This window comes from Ruegeria sp. G2 (assembly GCF_056533505.1).
On the sequence record NZ_JBQFON010000007.1, the window covers coordinates 86,697 to 102,732 of the forward strand.

Below are 16,036 nucleotides of genomic sequence, written 5' to 3' on the forward strand. Positions count from 1 at the left end.
AAAAATCTTGGCCGCGAACAAAGGTTTGGAGACAAGATGCCTTTAGTTAAATCCTGGGTCTCATCGGCGAATTCCGCCGATCACCCATTTCCACTGAACAACCTGCCCTATGGCGTGTTCTCGACAGAAAGTACCGAGCCCCGCTGTGGGGTGGCTATCGGTGATATGATCTTCGACGTCACCGCCGCCGAGGTCGATGGGCTGATCGCACTCTCGGACGAGCCGCTCTTTGATCTTCCGTTTTGGAATCCGCTGATGGAGGAAGGCCCTGCCGTATGGGCCGCCTTGCGCGACCGCCTGATCGCTCTGCTGGCCGAAGGCTCAGACGCGCAGCACAAGATCGAAGGCATGCTGATCCCGCAGGACGAGGCCGATATGCATATGCCCTTTGCCGTCAGTGAATACACCGACTTCTACGCGGGACGCCATCACGCCCAGAACGTTGGCACCATGTTCCGCGGCGCTGAAAATGCGCTGCCACCGAACTGGCTACACATCCCCATCGGCTATAATGGTCGCGCCTCTTCGGTGGTTGTTTCGGGCACCGATATCCGTCGCCCTTGGGGTCAACTGAAATCCCCCGATCAGGACCTGCCCGCCTTCCTGCCCTGCCGCCGCTTTGATATCGAGCTTGAGATGGGCGCTATCGTCGGCACACCCTCTGACAGCCCGATCTCGGTGCAGGAGGCCGACGACAACATCTTTGGATACGTCCTGCTGAATGACTGGTCCGCGCGCGATATACAGGCTTGGGAATACCAGCCGCTGGGGCCGTTTCAGGCCAAGGCGACGGCGACCTCGATCAGCCCGTGGATCGTGACCAAAGCGGCGCTGGAACCGTTCCGCTGCGACACCCCGGATCGTGAGTTTGCCCTGTTGGATCACCTGAAAGATTGCGGTCCGATGCTGTATGACATTGATCTGGCCGTGACCATGGCCCCCGAAGGCAAAGATGCCACGACCATCGCGCGGACCAATTACCGCGAGATGTATTACTCAGCAGCGCAGCAGTTGGCGCATCACTCGACGTCTGGCTGCCCTATGAACACAGGCGACCTACTGGGATCCGGCACCATCTCGGGCCCGACCAAACCGGAACGCGGCTCATTGCTGGAACTCAGCTGGGGTGGAAAAGAACCGCTGACACTGGACACCGGTGAAACCCGCAGTTTTATCGAAGATGGTGACACCATGACTCTGACCGGCGCGGCCAAGGGCGACGGCTACACCATCGGCTTCGGCGATTGCGTGGGCACTGTGCTGCCTGCGTTAAGCGACCCTTATGCGCGCTGATTGATGTCTCGACTCGACCATATCCAGATTGCGATCCCCGAAGGTGGCGAATCCACCGCGCAGATTTTCTTGCGTGATGCATTGGGGTTGAACGAATTGCAAAAGCCCGAAGCCCTGCGCGCGCGTGGTGGCCTCTGGCTGGCGCTGGGTCAGTGCGAACTTCACTTGGGTGTCGAGAAAGACTTCTCACCAGCCCGCAAAGCCCATCCGGGTTTCGCCGTCGATGATCTGGAGGCGATCGCCGCTCAGATCGAAAGTTACGGTCAGAAATTGCGCTGGGACACAACACTAAATGACCGCCGCCGGTTTTTCACCGAAGACCCTTTCGGAAACCGGCTCGAGTTTTTGCAAAAGGATTGAGAAATGGCCAAGGCATTCGCGTCCCAGGGGGACATGTCGGAAAAGAAAATCAGCTTCACCGAGGTGGGCGAAGGGCTGTATGCCTTCACCGCTGAAGGCGATCCCAATTCTGGCGTGATCATCGGCGATGACAGCGTGATGATTGTCGAGGCGCAGGCCACCCCGCGTCTGGCCAACAAGGTGATCGAATGCGTGCGCTCGGTCACGGACAAGCCGATCACCCATGTGGCGCTGACGCATTACCACGCAGTTCGTGTGCTCGGCGCCAGCGCGTTTGGTGCGCAACAGATCCTGATGTCGGATATGGCACGCGCCATGGTTGTTGAACGCGGTCAGGAAGACTGGGACAGCGAATTCCAACGCTTCCCCCGCCTGTTTGAAGGGCATGAGAGCATCCCCGGCCTCACGTGGCCCACCACCACCTTCAGCGACACAATGACGGTTTATCTGGGCAACCGCCGGATCGACCTGATGCATCTGGGCCGTGCGCATACCGCTGGCGATATCGTCATCCACGTGCCCGATCAGAATGTCATGTTCACCGGTGATATCGTCGAATACCACTCGGCCTGCTATTGCGGCGACGGGCATTTTGGCGATTGGGGCGACACGCTGGATGAGATCAAGTGGTTTGACGTGGACGCCATCGCTCCGGGGCGTGGGGACGCTCTGGTCGGTAAGGACATGGTCAATGCGGCCATCGAAAACACCCGCGATTTCGTCGAAAGCACCTATCGACCGGCGGCCAAAGTGGCCGCACGGGGTGGCAGCCTGAAAGAAGCATGGGACGCCGTGCGCGCCGAATGCGATCCGAAATTCGCCGACTACGCGATCTACGAACACTGCCTGCCCTTCAACGTCGCCCGCGCCTATGACGAGGCACGCGGCATCGACACACCCCGTATCTGGACCGCCCAGCGCGATCTGGAGATGTGGGAGGCCCTGCAGAGCTAAGAATTCCGGGCCGGATTTGATCCAGATCGTGGCGGCCCGGATTTGACGGTGAAACTCTAACGCGAGACCTCCGGCGCAACTGTGCAGGAGAACGGACGAGGTGCGCCCGATGCGCCAGAAATGGGAGAGAGAGAGTGAACAAGATCTTTGAAGTTCCACTTTATGCTTATGAGGCCAGCCCGGACCAATCCGCGCCCGCGCCCGTGCACCACAAGGTCATCGTTGTCGGGGCCGGTCCGGTGGGTCTGGCCGCCGCCATTGATCTGGCCCAGCAAGGCGTCGAGGTGCTGGTGCTGGACGACAATGACAAAGTCAGCTTCGGCAGCCGCGCCATTTGCTTTGCCAAACGCCCGCTGGAAATCCTCGACCGCCTGGGCTGCGGGCAGCCGATGGTGGACAAGGGCGTTCTTTGGAACAAGGGCAAAGTGTTCTTCGACGAACGTCAGGTCTATGAGTTCGACCTGCAGCCCGACAGCGGCGATCAGCGCCCTGCCTTCATCAACCTTCAGCAATACTATTTCGAGCAGTTTCTGGTCGACCGCGTGCGCGAATTGCAAGCGCAGGGCGCTCCGATCGAAATCCGCGGCCGCAACAAAGTCGAGGCGGTGGGCACCCATCCCGATCACGTCAAGCTTGAGGTCGAAACGCCCGAGGGTTCGTACACCATCGAGGCGGATTGGGTGATCGCCTGCGACGGCGCGGGGTCTCCGATGCGCGCCATGATGGGCAAGGATTTCGTGGGCCGCGTGTTCGAGGACAACTTCCTGATCGCCGATGTGATTATGGAGGCCGATTTCCCTTCGGAACGCTGGTTCTGGTTCGACCCGCCCTTCAACAAAGGCCAATCGGCGCTGCTGCACAAGCAACCCGATGGCGTCTGGCGCATCGACCTGCAGCTGGGCTGGGACATCGACAAGGAACGCGAAAAACGCCCGGAGAACGTGATCCCACGCCTCAAGGCCATGCTGGGCGAGGATGTAAATTTCGAACTGGAATGGGTCAGCATCTACACCTTCCAGTGCCGCCGGATGGAGCAATTCCGCCACGGCCGCGTGATCTTTGCAGGCGACAGCGCGCATCAGGTCAGCCCGTTTGGGGCACGGGGTGCAAACTCTGGCGTTCAGGACACCGACAACCTGTGCTGGAAGCTGAAACTGGTGATTGACGGCAAAGCGCCAGAGTCGCTGCTGGACAGCTACGATCAGGAACGCATTCACGGTGCGGACGAAAACATCCTGAACTCGACCCGTTCGACCGATTTCATCACCCCGAAATCGCAGATGTCCCGCATCCTGCGCGATGCGGTATTGGACCTGAGTGAACATTATGATTTTGCCCGACCGATGGTGAATTCAGGTCGGCTCAGCGTGCCTTGCGTCTATGATGGCTCGCCACTGAATTCGGCGGATGCGCTGAACGGACCATCGCAGACGCGCCCCGGAGCGTCCTGTCCCGATGCGCCTTTGGGTGATGACTTCCTGCTGCCGAAACTGGCCGGACAGTTCACGCTGTTGACCATCGACGCCGATGCACCGGATGAGATCGAGGTCGACGGGATCACCGTCAAACGCCTGGCACTCTCGGTCAAAGACGACCCGACCCTGACGCTAAAGCGCCGCTATCTGGGCGATGCTACCGGAGCGGTCTATCTGATCCGACCCGATCAGCACGTGGCCGCCCGCCGCGACACTTACGAAGAAAACGCATTCCGGCACGCGGTGCGCCGCGCCACAGGCAAGGAGTAAGCGACATGGCCGAACTGATCCTCTCACCCAACCTGACCCAGGCCGACGATTTCTATGCCGATCTGGTGGCGGCCCATGAAGGGCTTGAGAAATCCGAAAGCGATGCGTTCAACGCACGCCTCGTGCTGGTACTGGCGAACCACATTGGCGACAATGCAATCTTGAAGCAGGCGCTTGAGGCCGCAGCGCTAAAACAGGAGTAAGCCTCATGAAAATCGATCAAATTCACCACGTCGCCTATCGCTGCAAGGATGCTAAAGAGACGGTGGAATGGTACGGCAAGATGCTGAACATGGACTTCATTCTGGCGATTGCCGAAGACCATGTGCCCTCGACCCACGAGCCCGATCCTTACATGCACCTGTTTCTGGATGCTGGAAACGGCAACGTGCTGGCGTTTTTTGAACTGCCCACCAAGCCGGAGATGGGGCGCGATCCAAACACGCCAATTTGGGTGCAACACATCGCGTTCAAGGTGAAGGACCGCGATGAGCTGATCGCGTTCAAGGATCATCTCGAAGCCAACGGCGTCGAGGTTCTGGGTGTCACGGATCATTCGATCTTCCATTCGATCTATTTCTTCGATCCAAACGGCCATCGGGTTGAACTAGCTTGCCCCGACCCTGAGGAAGAGGCCATGCTGGCCCGGCTGGATTCGGTGAAATGGGATATGCTCGAAGAATGGTCGCGCACCAAACGAGCCCCTCAGCATGCCGACTGGCTGCATGCCAAGGAACTAAGCAAAGGCTGACCATCATATGTCCGAAGTGGTTCTGTTTGATTACTGGCGGTCCTCCGCCAGTTACAGGGTGCGGATTGCACTGAACCTGGCTGGGATCACCTACCACCCGGTCGTCGTGGATCTGGTGAACGGGGCGCATCGCGCCCCGGATCATTTGGAACGAAACCCGCAGGGTCTGGTCCCGGTGCTGGATATCGATGGGGTTCGGTTGACCCAATCGCTGGCGATCATCGATTATCTGGATGAGACCCGCGACCTGGGGCTACTGCCAACCGATCCGGCCCAACGAGCAGCCGCGCGGGCATTGGCACACAGTATCGCGGTGGACATCCATCCGGTCTGCAACCTGTCGGTTGCCAAACATGCCACCGCGCTTAGCAATGGCGCTGGCGACATGCCCGGCGACTGGATGCGCCACTTCATCCGACCGGGTCTGCTGGCGTTTGAATCGCTGCTGAGCGGCTTTGATCAATCCCCGTTCTGCGCCGGAGACATCCCCGGTCTGGCCGATATCTGCCTGATCCCACAGCTTTATAATGCGCGCCGGTGGGAAGTTGATCTATCCGATATGCCACGCCTGACAGCAGTCGAGGCCGTCTGCGCCGAGCATTCTGCCTTTGCCGCAGCCCATCCCGACCTTCACGCTCCGCTCTGATCCGGCGCACAGGGTCGGTGTGGCGATGCGGGTGCACAAATCCTCGCGCCGTCCTTAGGTTTCTGTGCAACGACAGATGGAGACCCCCATGCCCAAGATCACCGGCTACCACGCCCATATCTATTTCGACGCCGACACGCAGGACACGGCGCAGCAGGTCTGCGAGGAGGCTGCGCGTCTGTTTCCCACTGTGCAGATGGGCCGCATGCATGCGCGCAATGTTGGCCCGCATCCGCGATGGAGTTGCCAGCTGGGCTTTCCCGCCGAAGCCTTTGATCAGGTCTTTCCCTGGCTGATCCTGAACCGGAAAGGGCTGACCATCTTTACCCATCCAGAAACCGGCGATCACTTGGCCGATCACCGGGATCGCGCCATTTGGATGGGCGAAATGCTGGATCTTGATCTGTCGATCTTCGATTAACCCAGCTCCCGCGCCCGGTCGCGCAAGATGAACTTCTGAATTTTCCCCGTCGACGTTTTCGGCAACACCCCGAAAACAACCGTCTTGGGCGCTTTGAAGTGGGCCATATGATCCCGGCAGAAAGTGATGATATCCGCCTCATTCGCCTCTGCCTGCGGTTTCAATTCAACAAATGCGCAAGGCGTTTCACCCCATTTTTCATCCGGGCGGGCCACCACCGCCGCCTCCATTACGGCGGGATGTTTGTAAAGCGTGTCTTCAACCTCAACCGACGAGATGTTCTCGCCGCCTGAGATGATGATGTCCTTGGACCGATCCTTCAGCGCGATGTAGCCATCCGGATGCATCACCCCCAGATCGCCCGAGGCAAACCACCCACCTTTGAAGGCCTTGTCCGTCGCCTCAGCGTTCTTGAGATAGCCCTTCATGACAATATTGCCCTGCATGAAGATCTCACCCATGGTTTCGCCATCCGAAGGCACGGGCTCCATCGTCTCGGGGTCAGCCACCATCAGGCCGGACAGGGCGACGTATTTCACCCCCTGACGCACCTTCAGCGCAGCGCGGTCTTCTGCGCCCTTCTCGTTCCATTCGTCCTTCCATGCACAGACGACAGACGGGCCATAGGTCTCAGTCAGGCCATAGACATGGGTAACCTCGACCCCCATCCCTTCCATCGCTTCGATCACTCTGGCAGGCGGCGGAGCACCAGCTGTCATCGCCCTGATCTGCTGCGTGAAATCCTTGAGGTGATCCGGCGCGTTGGCCAGCATGTTCAGCACAATCGGCGCGCCGCAAAAGTGGGTTACGCCCTCTTCTCGGAACGCGCGATAGATGGGTTCGTCGCGCACGGCGCGCAAGCAAACGGACGTGCCGGCGTTGGCTGCCATCGTCCACGGGAAGCACCAGCCGTTGCAGTGAAACATCGGAAGGGTCCACAAATAGACCGAATGCTGCGGCATACCCCAGGTTAGAATATTCGACGTCGCGTTCAGTGCCGCGCCTCGGTGGTGATAAACCACACCCTTAGGGTTTCCGGTTGTACCGGACGTATAGTTCAGCGTGATCGCGTCCCATTCATCTGCGGGCAAAGACCAATCGAACTCCGGATCGCCCTCGGCCAGCAGCCCCTCATAGGTCAAATCGCCCAACCGTTCACCACCGTCAAAGCTGGCATCTTCGATATCGATCACCAGAATGTCATGATCCACCTGCCCTAACGCCTGCTTCACAAAGCCTGAGAACTCGGGATCAACCAGCAGAACCTTGGCTTCGGCATGGTTCAGAATAAAGGCGATGATCGGCGCATCGAGCCGCGTGTTGATCGCGTTCAGCACTGCGCCCGCCATGGGCACGCCAAAATGCGCCTCGTAAAGCTCGGGAATATTGGCCGCGATGATCGACACCGAGTCTCCCACACCCACGCCACGCGCTGTCAGCGCGCTGGCCAGTCGCCGGCTGCGCTCATAGGTATCAGCCCAGCGATACCGGCGCTCGCCATACACCACGGATGGGTAATCCGGATACACTTCCGCCGTCCGCTCAAGATAGCTGAGCGGAGACAGGGGCGTGAAATTCGCAGGGGTTTTATCCAGATGTTGCTGGTAGATTGGCGTGGCTGTCATCCGGCGATCCTCCCAAACTCGACAGATTGGCGTATTGAGCACAAAGTTTGCGCCAGAACAAACCCGTATTAATACGCGATTCTGGTACACTGGAGATATTCTATGGGCTAATCTGGCCCTACTTCACGCGTCCCATTCGCGTTGATCTGCAGTATCACGTCACTTTGCGCCCACAGGGATGCTCTGATTCCCGTGCGCCCTATTTTGAAAGGACATGTCATGGACGGCACGTTCAACGAAAACGATCTTTCCCGCGTTGTCGAAGCTGACCGCGCCCACATCTGGCATCACCTGATCCAGCATAAGCCATTTGAGACCAATGACCCCCGTATCATTGTCGAAGGCAAGGGGATGCGCGTTTGGGACCAGAAGGGCAAGGAGCATCTGGATGCTGTCTCTGGCGGGGTCTGGACTGTCAACGTTGGCTATGGCCGCGAATCCATCTGTAAGGCGGTTTATGACCAGTTGATGAAGCTGTGCTATTTCGCCAATACCGCAGGCTCGATCCCCGGTTCGAATTTCGCGGAAATGCTGATCGACAAGATGCCGGGCATGAGCCGCGTGTACTACACGAATTCGGGCTCCGAGGCGAACGAGAAGGCGTTCAAAATGATCCGCCAGATCGCGCACAAGAAGTACGGCGGCAAGAAGACCAAAATCCTGTATCGCGACCGCGACTACCACGGCTCGACCCTGGCAACCATGTCGGCAGGTGGTCAGGACGAGCGCACCGCGCAATACGGCCCCTTCGCACCCGATTTTGTGCGCGTTCCGCATTGCATGGAATACCGCAAGCACGAGTTGGATGGCGCGCCGGAAGAGAACTTTGGCGAATGGGCTGCCAATCAGATCGAAGAGGTCATCCTGCGCGAAGGCCCCGACACCGTTGGCGCCCTGTGCCTTGAGCCGGTGACCGCAGGCGGTGGCGTCATCGAAGCGCCCGAAGGCTATTGGCCCCGCGTGCAGGAAATCTGCAAGAAATACGACGTGCTGCTGCACATTGACGAGGTTGTCTGCGGCGTTGGCCGGACCGGCACTTGGTTCGGATACCAGCAATACGGCATCAAGCCGGACTTCGTGACCATGGCCAAGGGCGTTGCCTCGGGTTATGCCGCGATTGCCTGCATGGTAACCACCGAGGAAGTCTTTGACATGTTCAAGGACGACGCGTCAGACCCGATGAGCTATTTCCGCGATATCTCGACCTTTGGCGGCTGCACCGCCGGTCCGGCTGCGGCGGTTGAGAACATGCGCATCATTCAAGACGAAAACCTGCTGCAGAACTGCATCGACATGGGTGATCGCATGATGGGCAACCTGCAGGCACTGATGGAAAAGCACAAGGTTATCGGCGACGTGCGTGGCAAAGGCCTGTTCCTGGGTGCCGAACTGGTCGCGGATCGCGGTTCCAAAGAGCCGGTGGACGAAAAGCAGGCACAGGCCGTCGTGGCTGACTGTATGGCGCAGGGCGTTATCATCGGTGTTACCAACCGTTCGATCCCCAGCCGCAACAACACGCTGTGCTTCTCGCCAGCGCTGATCGCAACAGCGGACGATATCGACCATATCACCGATGCCGTAGACGGCGCGTTGGGGCGTGTCTTCGGCTGATCCTACAATACAGGCTATCCACTATAGCACCGAAACCCGCCAAATTTTGGCGGGTTTCTTTTTCGGACATCTCCATGGGTAAAGGCCGCTCGGGTCGGTGTAGAGCATCGACACTATTCTCGATTTAGCCAATACGGTTTCCGGTAGTGTTGATTGAGCGCTTCAATCCCAACTGAAACTGTCGTCAGACCAACCCGCCTGATTGCCCGCTATGCGGACAAAGTGTGTTTTCACCGCGATTGCGCGAAAGGTTGTTTCTTGAGACTTTACAAACCGGCTGTTCCATCCTATCGCAAACCTACGCAGGGGAGTCCCGCCCATGGGACTGAGAGGCTGATTGGGTGAGAACCCGGTGATGCGACCCTTTGAACCTGACCCAGTTGACACTGGCGTAGGAAGCTAAGGTCGCACAGCCCATTCTGGCTTGCGCAACCGGAACACAAGGCACGTTTTGCCTTTGCCTCCTCCCAAACTCTTCTGGTGTCTTTTTGAGACCTGAGCTTGAGGAGCGCCAAAGTGAACGTACCAAACCCAAAAATTACCACCGATGAATTGCCGGCATCGCGCAAAATCTATGTCGCTGGCGAGTTGCATTCCGACATCCGCGTGCCGATGCGCGAAATTTCGACACATCCGACAGCCGGTGAAGCTCCGCTACCTGTCTATGACAGTTCAGGCCCTTACACCGATCCGAAAGTGCTGACGGACATTAGGCAGGGTCTGGCACCAGTGCGCGCCGAATGGATCAAGGCACGCGGTGATGTCGAAACCTATGAGGGACGCGAGATCACTGATGCCGATAACGGGTTTGTTCACGGGGACAAGCTGACACCTGAATTTCCAATCAAGCCACGACCGCTGCGTGGTAAGGATGGGTTGGCTCCAACACAGTTGGCCTACGCACGGGCCGGGATCGTCACCCCGGAAATGGAGTTTGCAGCGATCCGCGAAAACCAGCTGCGCGAAACGTCACCTTGCCATCGGGACGGGAACGACTTTGGGGCCAATATCCCCGACTATGTGACGCCGGAATTTGTCCGCTCTGAAATTGCCGCAGGGCGTGCGATCATCCCGGCCAACATCAACCACCCAGAAAGCGAACCGATGATCATCGGTCGAAACTTTCTGGTAAAGGTGAATGCCAATATGGGAACCTCCGCCGTGACCTCCAGCATGGAGGAAGAGGTCGACAAGATGGTCTGGGCCATCCGCTGGGGTGCCGATACGGTTATGGATCTCTCAACCGGGCGCAACATCCATAACACCCGCGAATGGATCATTCGCAATTCCCCAGTGCCGATCGGGACTGTCCCGATGTATCAGGCGCTGGAAAAGGTGAACGGTATTGCCGAGGATCTGACCTGGGAAGTCTTTCGCGATACTCTGATCGAGCAGGCCGAACAGGGCGTGGACTATTTCACCATCCACGCGGGTGTACGCCTGCATATGGTCCCCATGACAGTCAACCGTGTGACTGGCATTGTCTCGCGCGGCGGCTCTATCATGGCCAAGTGGTGCCTGCATCACCACAAGGAGTCGTTTCTTTATGAACACTTCGAAGAGATTTGCGACATCTGCCGTCAGTATGATGTTGCCTTCAGCTTGGGTGACGGGTTGCGCCCTGGCTCGATCGCCGACGCCAATGATGAGGCGCAATTTGCTGAGCTAGAGACCTTGGGTGAGCTGACGAAAATCGCCTGGGCCAAAGACTGCCAGGTGATGATCGAAGGGCCGGGCCATGTGGCCATGCACAAGATCAAGGAGAACATGGATAAGCAGTTGGAATGCTGCCACGAAGCGCCTTTCTATACGCTTGGGCCGCTTACCACCGATATCGCGCCGGGTTATGATCACATCACGAGCGGTATTGGCGCTGCGATGATCGGTTGGTTCGGTTGCGCCATGCTATGCTACGTCACGCCCAAAGAGCATCTGGGCCTACCAGACCGCGATGACGTCAAAACTGGAGTGATCACATACAAAATCGCCGCGCATGCTGCCGATCTGGCCAAAGGGCTGCCTGGCGCACAGCGACGCGATGATGCGCTAAGCCGGGCGCGGTTCGAATTCCGCTGGGAGGACCAGTTCAACCTGTCGCTTGATCCTGACACTGCACGGGATTTTCATGACCAGACCTTACCCAAACAGGCCCATAAAGTAGCGCATTTCTGCTCCATGTGCGGGCCTAAGTTCTGCTCGATGCGGATTTCCCATGACATCCGTGCCGAAGCGCAGAAAGAGGGGATGGAGGCCATGGCTGCAAAATACCGCGAGGGGGGCGATCTTTATATACCCGTCGAGGAACCGAGCGAATGATTACGATCGCGGGTGCCGGTCTCGCCGGCCTCACCTCAGCCTTGGAGCTTGCGCGGGCGGGGGTCCGGGTACGTGTGTACGAAGCCCGAACCGAGATCGGAGATGGGAGCGTTTCTCGGTTCGCCGGTGGCATGTTGGCTCCGTGCTGCGAACGTGAAAATGCCGAGGAAGAAGTAATCACTCTTGGTGCGGGGGCGGCTGATTGGTGGGCGGACATCACACCCGTCACCCGTCTTGGTACGTTGGTGGTCGCCCCGGCCCGCGACAGGGCAGAGTTGACGCGCTTTGCCCGGCGCACCTTCGGGTATCGTGAGATGGACGTCGCTGACATCAGCGCCTTGGAACCGTCTTTAGCAGGCCGGTTTTCGCACGGGTTGTTTTATAAATCTGAGGCCCACCTGGATCCGCGACGCGCCCTGCGGGATCTGGCCAAGGCAGCGCAGGCTCTGGGTGTTGAGATCCTTCTTGGAACCAAAGCACAGGGGCATGTCGATCTGGATTGCACAGGTATTCAAGCCGCTCTGACCAATCTGCGCCCTGTGCGCGGTGAGATGGCGATACTGCATTGCCCGGAGGTCACGATCAGCCGAACCATCCGCCTATTGCATCCGCGCATTCCGCTCTACCTCGTCCCGCGTAGAGACAACCACTATATGATCGGCGGCACAATGATCGAAAGCTCGTCCGAGCGTCCGGTAACCCTGCGTTCGCTTTCCGAACTACTTGCTGCGGCATTTGCCATCCACCCTGGTTTCGCCGAAGCCAGCGTCATAGAGACCGGTAGCGGGTTACGCCCGGCCTTTCCCGACAACCTTCCTCGCCTTGTTCAGTGTGGCGACACTCTGCATCTGAACGGTCTTTATCGTCACGGCTTCCTTCTGGCCCCGGCAATGGCGGCCAGGGTGGTCCAACATCTCATTCCGGAGACGAAACATGCACATCACAGTGAATGCCAAAGCGCATGAAGTATCTGCCGAAACGCTGGACGCTGCGCTTGTCGAGCTTGGCTTTATCAGTCCCGCCATCGCAACGGCGCTAAATGGCCAGTTTGTACCGGCGTCTGCGCGCAGCGTAACCGTGTTGAACATAGGCGACCGGCTGGAAGTTCTGGCCCCGATGCAAGGGGGCTGACATGAAAATCTACGATGTCGATATTTCGGTGCCTATGTTTCTAGGCACAGCGCAATACCCGTCACCCGCGATTTTGCACCAAGCGATCCGCGCCAGCGGTTGCGAGGTGGTCACTGTCAGCCTGCGTCGCGAAACAGCGGATGGGACAGGTGCAGGGTTCTGGGATATGCTACGCGCAACGGGCGCCCACATCCTGCCCAACACTGCAGGGTGCCATTCGGTACAAGAGGCTGTGACCACCGCACAAATGGCTCGTGAGCTTTTTGCAACCGATTGGATCAAGCTGGAGGTGATTGGCCACGCGGATAACCTTCAGCCGGATGTCTTCGCCTTGGTTGAAGCCGCACGTATTCTGACGGCCGATGGTTTCAAAGTTTTCCCATACATGACGGATGACCTGATTGTAGGTGAGAAGCTGCTGGAAGCGGGATGCCAAGTCCTGATGCCTTGGGGAGCGCCCATCGGTTCGGGCCAAGGGTTGCGCACGCCTGATGCTTTGCGGACGATGCGTTCGCATTTTCCGGATGTTCCTCTGATCGTCGATGCCGGAATCGGACGGCCCTCTGATGCGGTACAGGCCATGGAATTGGGTATGGATGCGATCCTGCTCAATACCGCGGTGGCCAAGGCGGGCGATCCCGTCGGCATGGCACGAGCCATGGCCCTGGCGGTCGAGGCCGGGCGTGCGGGTTTTACCTCTGATCCAATTGATCGGAGAGATGTGGCGGTGCCTTCCACTCCCGTACTCGGCCTCGCGGAGTTGATGTGATGGAACGGTTCTATCTGATCACGGGCCATGTGGGGCGGTTGGAACTGTTGGTGCCTCAGGGTGTGAAGCTTGTGCAATTGCGCATTAAGGATATGCCGGAGCCCGAAGTTCGTCGTCAGATCGCCCGAGCCCGCGACATCTGTGCCGTCCATCAAGCCCAACTTGTGGTGAATGACTACTGGCAGTTGGCGTTGGATCTCAATTGTAACTTTGTCCATCTAGGGCAGGAGGATATGGACACTGCCGATTTTGCAGCCCTTCGTCGTGCGGGCGTGCGTATTGGACTCTCAACTCATGACGAAGCCGAACTTGACCGTGCCTTATCCTCTGATCCGGCCTATGTGGCGCTTGGCCCGGTCTATTCGACCCTACTGAAAAAAATGAAATGGAAGCCGCAGGGATTGGGCCGTGTGACCCGATGGAAAATAAGGGCCGGAACCGTCCCGTTAGTCGCAATTGGCGGTCTGACCCCAGAGCGTGCGCCCGGTGTTTTTGCCGCTGGTGCGGATAGTGCCGCCGTGGTGACAGACATTCAACAGTCCGCCGACCCCGAAGCCCGCACGCGCGAATGGTTGCGGGTGTGCAACACATGAGCAGGTATGCCCGCCAGATGCAGTTGCCTGAAATCGGCGAGGCCGGTCAGTCCAGATTGGGCAAAGCCCATGTCGCGGTCGTCGGGGCCGGCGGGTTAGGCTGCCCTGTCCTGCAATACCTGGTGGGCGCAGGCATTGGGAATATCTCGATCTTTGATCCGGATGAGGTCGAGGAAAGCAACCTGCACCGCCAACCTCTTTATCGCATGCCGGATATCGGCAAGCCTAAAGCACTTGCCGCGCGCGATGCTCTGCGCGCGCTCAATCCACAGGTGGAAGTTTCAGCAAATGTAGAGTCGATCGGCCCAACTAGAGCACCAGAGATCGCAGCCAAGGCGGATCTGGTGATCGACGCGGCGGACAGTTTCGCGGCCTCATATATCTTGTCAGATGCCTGTCTGGCTGAAGATACGCCGCTCGTCTCAGCAAGCGTTCTGGGGCAAACCGGATATATCGGCGGGTTTTGCGGGGGCGCACCGTCTCTACGTGCCGTGTTCCCTGAATTGCCCGCAACCGGAGCGACTTGCGCAACTGCAGGTGTGCTGGGGCCCGTGGTAGGCGTCATCGGCGCATTGCAGGCACAGATCGCGATCAAAGTCCTTTTGGGTGCACAGCCAGCATTAGGGCAGATGATAACAGCAGATCTTTCTGGAATGCATTTTGGCGGGTTCAGCTTTCTGGGCAACCCAGAACCCGAAACCGCAATCCCTTTCATCGCAGAAACGATGTTGCAATGCTCTGACCTGATCATTGAACTGAGGAGCCATCACGAAGCACCTAAAAAAATCCGCCCAGAAGCTGAGCGCATTTCCGAAGCCGAGTTGCGCGATCAGTTTCTGTTTTCAAGGCAAAGGGTAGTCTTGTGCTGCCTAAGCGGATTACGAGCTTGGCGGGCGGCAAAGGGCTTGCAGGCGCAGGGTGAAACCAACCTCGCTTTGTTGGCTGCGAGGGCCTGTAAATGAAGCCGATCATGATAATCGGCGGAACCGACAGTAGCGGGGGCGCAGGCCTGATCCGAGATGCCTGGGTGGCCCAAAAACTTGGATGTCAGGTCCTTCCCATTGTCACGGCGGTGACCGCTCAATCAGATGATATGGTATTCAATACCCAACTCATATCGACGGAAATGATCGCCAGCCAGATCAAAGCCGCATTGGCCACAACCGCTCCTGCTGCCATCAAAATCGGCATGCTTGGTAATGAAGAAATTGCTAATGCGGTTGGCAACGCCATCCATAGGCAATCGTGCCCCATTGTCCTGGACCCGGTGCTAAAAGCCAGCTCGGGACGTCAACTCATGTCAGGGCAGTTTCCCAGAACGTTGCTGTCGCAGGCCCAGCTTGTCACCCCGAACCTACTCGAAGCGGCAGCGCTCTCGGGATATCCCGTGGCGGAGACCGACGACCAGATCGCGGCACAGGCAGATTGGCTTTTGTCCTATGGAGCACAGGCCGTGTTGATCAAGGGAGGCCATGCATCGGGTGAAACCTCCGACGATCATCTGTACACACTTACAGAGCAGAATATACTGACGGCACCGAGGCTAGAAGTAGCAACGATGCGCGGCACAGGCTGCGCAATGGCCACGGCGATCGCGTGCGGCCTGATCCAGTGGAACGATCTTATTTTAGCATGCAAGAGGGCAAAATCTTTCGTCCATAACTACCTCCGCGAGGCAATCAACATCTGATATCGTCGATACCGGTTTTGCCAAAACTGACATTCGGCGTCGACACTGCACCAGTCACTTTGGAGCTCATTCCCGAATTTTGTTGCTGCTATTTAGGCGGGCTTTCGATCATCTGAAATAAGATAGAAATC

General features: G+C 58.1%; 17 protein-coding genes and 1 riboswitch. Of the genes, 16 read left to right on the forward strand and 1 reads right to left on the reverse strand.

The features are described from left to right. The first annotated feature begins 36 nt into the window (after nt 1-36). From fahA to ACR0DU_RS14050, 8 genes are all read left to right on the forward strand, one after another. Nucleotides 37-1,293, forward strand: coding sequence for a fumarylacetoacetase (gene fahA / locus ACR0DU_RS14015; RefSeq protein ID WP_480875402.1), 1,257 nt, complete (start codon nt 37-39; stop codon nt 1,291-1,293). 3 nt (nt 1,294-1,296) lie between these two features. After that, the gene (locus ACR0DU_RS14020) at nt 1,297-1,653 is read left to right on the forward strand and encodes a VOC family protein (protein WP_480875405.1); all 357 of its coding nucleotides are present in this window, start codon (nt 1,297-1,299) and stop codon (nt 1,651-1,653) included. Between the two features lie 3 nt (nt 1,654-1,656). Then, on the forward strand, nt 1,657-2,607 hold the full coding sequence (locus tag ACR0DU_RS14025) for an MBL fold metallo-hydrolase (protein WP_480875406.1): 951 nt from the start codon (nt 1,657-1,659) through the stop codon (nt 2,605-2,607). A gap of 134 nt (nt 2,608-2,741) precedes the next feature. After that, on the forward strand, nt 2,742-4,352 hold the full coding sequence (locus tag ACR0DU_RS14030; RefSeq protein ID WP_480875408.1) for an FAD-dependent oxidoreductase: 1,611 nt from the start codon (nt 2,742-2,744) through the stop codon (nt 4,350-4,352). Nucleotides 4,353-4,357: 5 nt separating this feature from the next. Next, nucleotides 4,358-4,555, forward strand: coding sequence for a DUF2783 domain-containing protein (locus ACR0DU_RS14035; RefSeq protein WP_010437558.1), 198 nt, complete (start codon nt 4,358-4,360; stop codon nt 4,553-4,555). 5 nt (nt 4,556-4,560) lie between these two features. Continuing rightward, a complete protein-coding gene (locus ACR0DU_RS14040; RefSeq protein WP_010437557.1) occupies nt 4,561-5,103 on the forward strand; it encodes a VOC family protein in 543 nt (180 codons plus the stop codon). Nucleotides 5,104-5,110: 7 nt separating this feature from the next. Then, complete coding sequence (gene maiA / locus ACR0DU_RS14045) at nt 5,111-5,749, forward strand: maleylacetoacetate isomerase (protein WP_480875409.1); 639 nt, start codon at nt 5,111-5,113, stop codon at nt 5,747-5,749. Between the two features lie 88 nt (nt 5,750-5,837). Further along, the gene (locus ACR0DU_RS14050; protein WP_480875410.1) at nt 5,838-6,170 is read left to right on the forward strand and encodes a DOPA 4,5-dioxygenase family protein; all 333 of its coding nucleotides are present in this window, start codon (nt 5,838-5,840) and stop codon (nt 6,168-6,170) included. Here the strand turns inward: ACR0DU_RS14050 and ACR0DU_RS14055 are convergent. Continuing rightward, nucleotides 6,167-7,795: an acyl-CoA synthetase gene (locus tag ACR0DU_RS14055; RefSeq protein WP_480875411.1), complete on the reverse strand. Its 1,629-nt coding sequence runs from the start codon at nt 7,793-7,795 to the stop codon at nt 6,167-6,169. The genes ACR0DU_RS14050 and ACR0DU_RS14055 overlap by 4 nt on opposite strands. 219 nt (nt 7,796-8,014) lie before the next feature. Here ACR0DU_RS14055 and ACR0DU_RS14060 point away from each other — a divergent pair, with 219 nt between their 5' ends. The 8 genes from ACR0DU_RS14060 (at nt 8,015) to thiD (ending at nt 15,905) form a co-directional block, all read left to right on the forward strand. After that, nucleotides 8,015-9,406 (forward strand): aminotransferase family protein, encoded by a 1,392-nt coding sequence (locus ACR0DU_RS14060; RefSeq protein WP_319546420.1) that lies wholly within the window; start codon nt 8,015-8,017, stop codon nt 9,404-9,406. 294 nt (nt 9,407-9,700) lie between these two features. Continuing rightward, a riboswitch (TPP riboswitch) is annotated at nt 9,701-9,821 on the forward strand. 101 nt (nt 9,822-9,922) lie between these two features. Further along, nucleotides 9,923-11,722 (forward strand): phosphomethylpyrimidine synthase ThiC, encoded by a 1,800-nt coding sequence (gene thiC / locus ACR0DU_RS14065; RefSeq protein ID WP_480875412.1) that lies wholly within the window; start codon nt 9,923-9,925, stop codon nt 11,720-11,722. Further along, nucleotides 11,719-12,687, forward strand: coding sequence for an FAD-dependent oxidoreductase (locus ACR0DU_RS14070; protein WP_480875413.1), 969 nt, complete (start codon nt 11,719-11,721; stop codon nt 12,685-12,687). Before thiC ends, ACR0DU_RS14070 begins: the two co-directional genes overlap by 4 nt. Further along, nucleotides 12,656-12,853 carry a sulfur carrier protein ThiS gene (thiS, locus tag ACR0DU_RS14075; RefSeq protein WP_010437546.1) on the forward strand — a complete coding sequence of 66 codons (198 nt, stop codon included), beginning with the start codon at nt 12,656-12,658 and terminating at the stop codon, nt 12,851-12,853. Before ACR0DU_RS14070 ends, thiS begins: the two co-directional genes overlap by 32 nt. A 1-nt stretch (nt 12,854) precedes the next feature. Then, nucleotides 12,855-13,622 carry a thiazole synthase gene (locus ACR0DU_RS14080; protein ID WP_480875416.1) on the forward strand — a complete coding sequence of 256 codons (768 nt, stop codon included), beginning with the start codon at nt 12,855-12,857 and terminating at the stop codon, nt 13,620-13,622. Beyond that, a complete protein-coding gene (locus tag ACR0DU_RS14085; protein WP_480875418.1) occupies nt 13,622-14,215 on the forward strand; it encodes a thiamine phosphate synthase in 594 nt (197 codons plus the stop codon). The genes ACR0DU_RS14080 and ACR0DU_RS14085 overlap by 1 nt, the downstream gene beginning before the upstream one ends. Then, nucleotides 14,212-15,177: a ThiF family adenylyltransferase gene (locus ACR0DU_RS14090; RefSeq protein ID WP_480875419.1), complete on the forward strand. Its 966-nt coding sequence runs from the start codon at nt 14,212-14,214 to the stop codon at nt 15,175-15,177. Before ACR0DU_RS14085 ends, ACR0DU_RS14090 begins: the two co-directional genes overlap by 4 nt. Then, the gene (thiD, locus tag ACR0DU_RS14095) at nt 15,174-15,905 is read left to right on the forward strand and encodes a bifunctional hydroxymethylpyrimidine kinase/phosphomethylpyrimidine kinase (RefSeq protein WP_480875421.1); all 732 of its coding nucleotides are present in this window, start codon (nt 15,174-15,176) and stop codon (nt 15,903-15,905) included. The genes ACR0DU_RS14090 and thiD overlap by 4 nt, the downstream gene beginning before the upstream one ends. The last annotated feature ends 131 nt before the right edge of the window (nt 15,906-16,036 follow it).

Coding starts and splice junctions, on each gene's coding strand:
- ACR0DU_RS14090 (WP_480875419.1), top strand. CDS start 14,212: ATGAGCAGGTATGCCCGCCAGATGCAGTTGCCTGAAATCGGCGAGGCC.
- fahA (WP_480875402.1), top strand. CDS start 37: ATGCCTTTAGTTAAATCCTGGGTCTCATCGGCGAATTCCGCCGATCAC.
- ACR0DU_RS14060 (WP_319546420.1), top strand. CDS start 8,015: ATGGACGGCACGTTCAACGAAAACGATCTTTCCCGCGTTGTCGAAGCT.
- thiS (WP_010437546.1), top strand. CDS start 12,656: ATGCACATCACAGTGAATGCCAAAGCGCATGAAGTATCTGCCGAAACG.
- ACR0DU_RS14020 (WP_480875405.1), top strand. CDS start 1,297: ATGTCTCGACTCGACCATATCCAGATTGCGATCCCCGAAGGTGGCGAA.
- ACR0DU_RS14040 (WP_010437557.1), top strand. CDS start 4,561: ATGAAAATCGATCAAATTCACCACGTCGCCTATCGCTGCAAGGATGCT.
- thiD (WP_480875421.1), top strand. CDS start 15,174: ATGAAGCCGATCATGATAATCGGCGGAACCGACAGTAGCGGGGGCGCA.
- ACR0DU_RS14085 (WP_480875418.1), top strand. CDS start 13,622: ATGGAACGGTTCTATCTGATCACGGGCCATGTGGGGCGGTTGGAACTG.
- ACR0DU_RS14055 (WP_480875411.1), bottom strand. CDS start 7,795: ATGACAGCCACGCCAATCTACCAGCAACATCTGGATAAAACCCCTGCG.
- ACR0DU_RS14035 (WP_010437558.1), top strand. CDS start 4,358: ATGGCCGAACTGATCCTCTCACCCAACCTGACCCAGGCCGACGATTTC.
- ACR0DU_RS14050 (WP_480875410.1), top strand. CDS start 5,838: ATGCCCAAGATCACCGGCTACCACGCCCATATCTATTTCGACGCCGAC.
- ACR0DU_RS14070 (WP_480875413.1), top strand. CDS start 11,719: ATGATTACGATCGCGGGTGCCGGTCTCGCCGGCCTCACCTCAGCCTTG.
- ACR0DU_RS14025 (WP_480875406.1), top strand. CDS start 1,657: ATGGCCAAGGCATTCGCGTCCCAGGGGGACATGTCGGAAAAGAAAATC.
- ACR0DU_RS14080 (WP_480875416.1), top strand. CDS start 12,855: ATGAAAATCTACGATGTCGATATTTCGGTGCCTATGTTTCTAGGCACA.
- maiA (WP_480875409.1), top strand. CDS start 5,111: ATGTCCGAAGTGGTTCTGTTTGATTACTGGCGGTCCTCCGCCAGTTAC.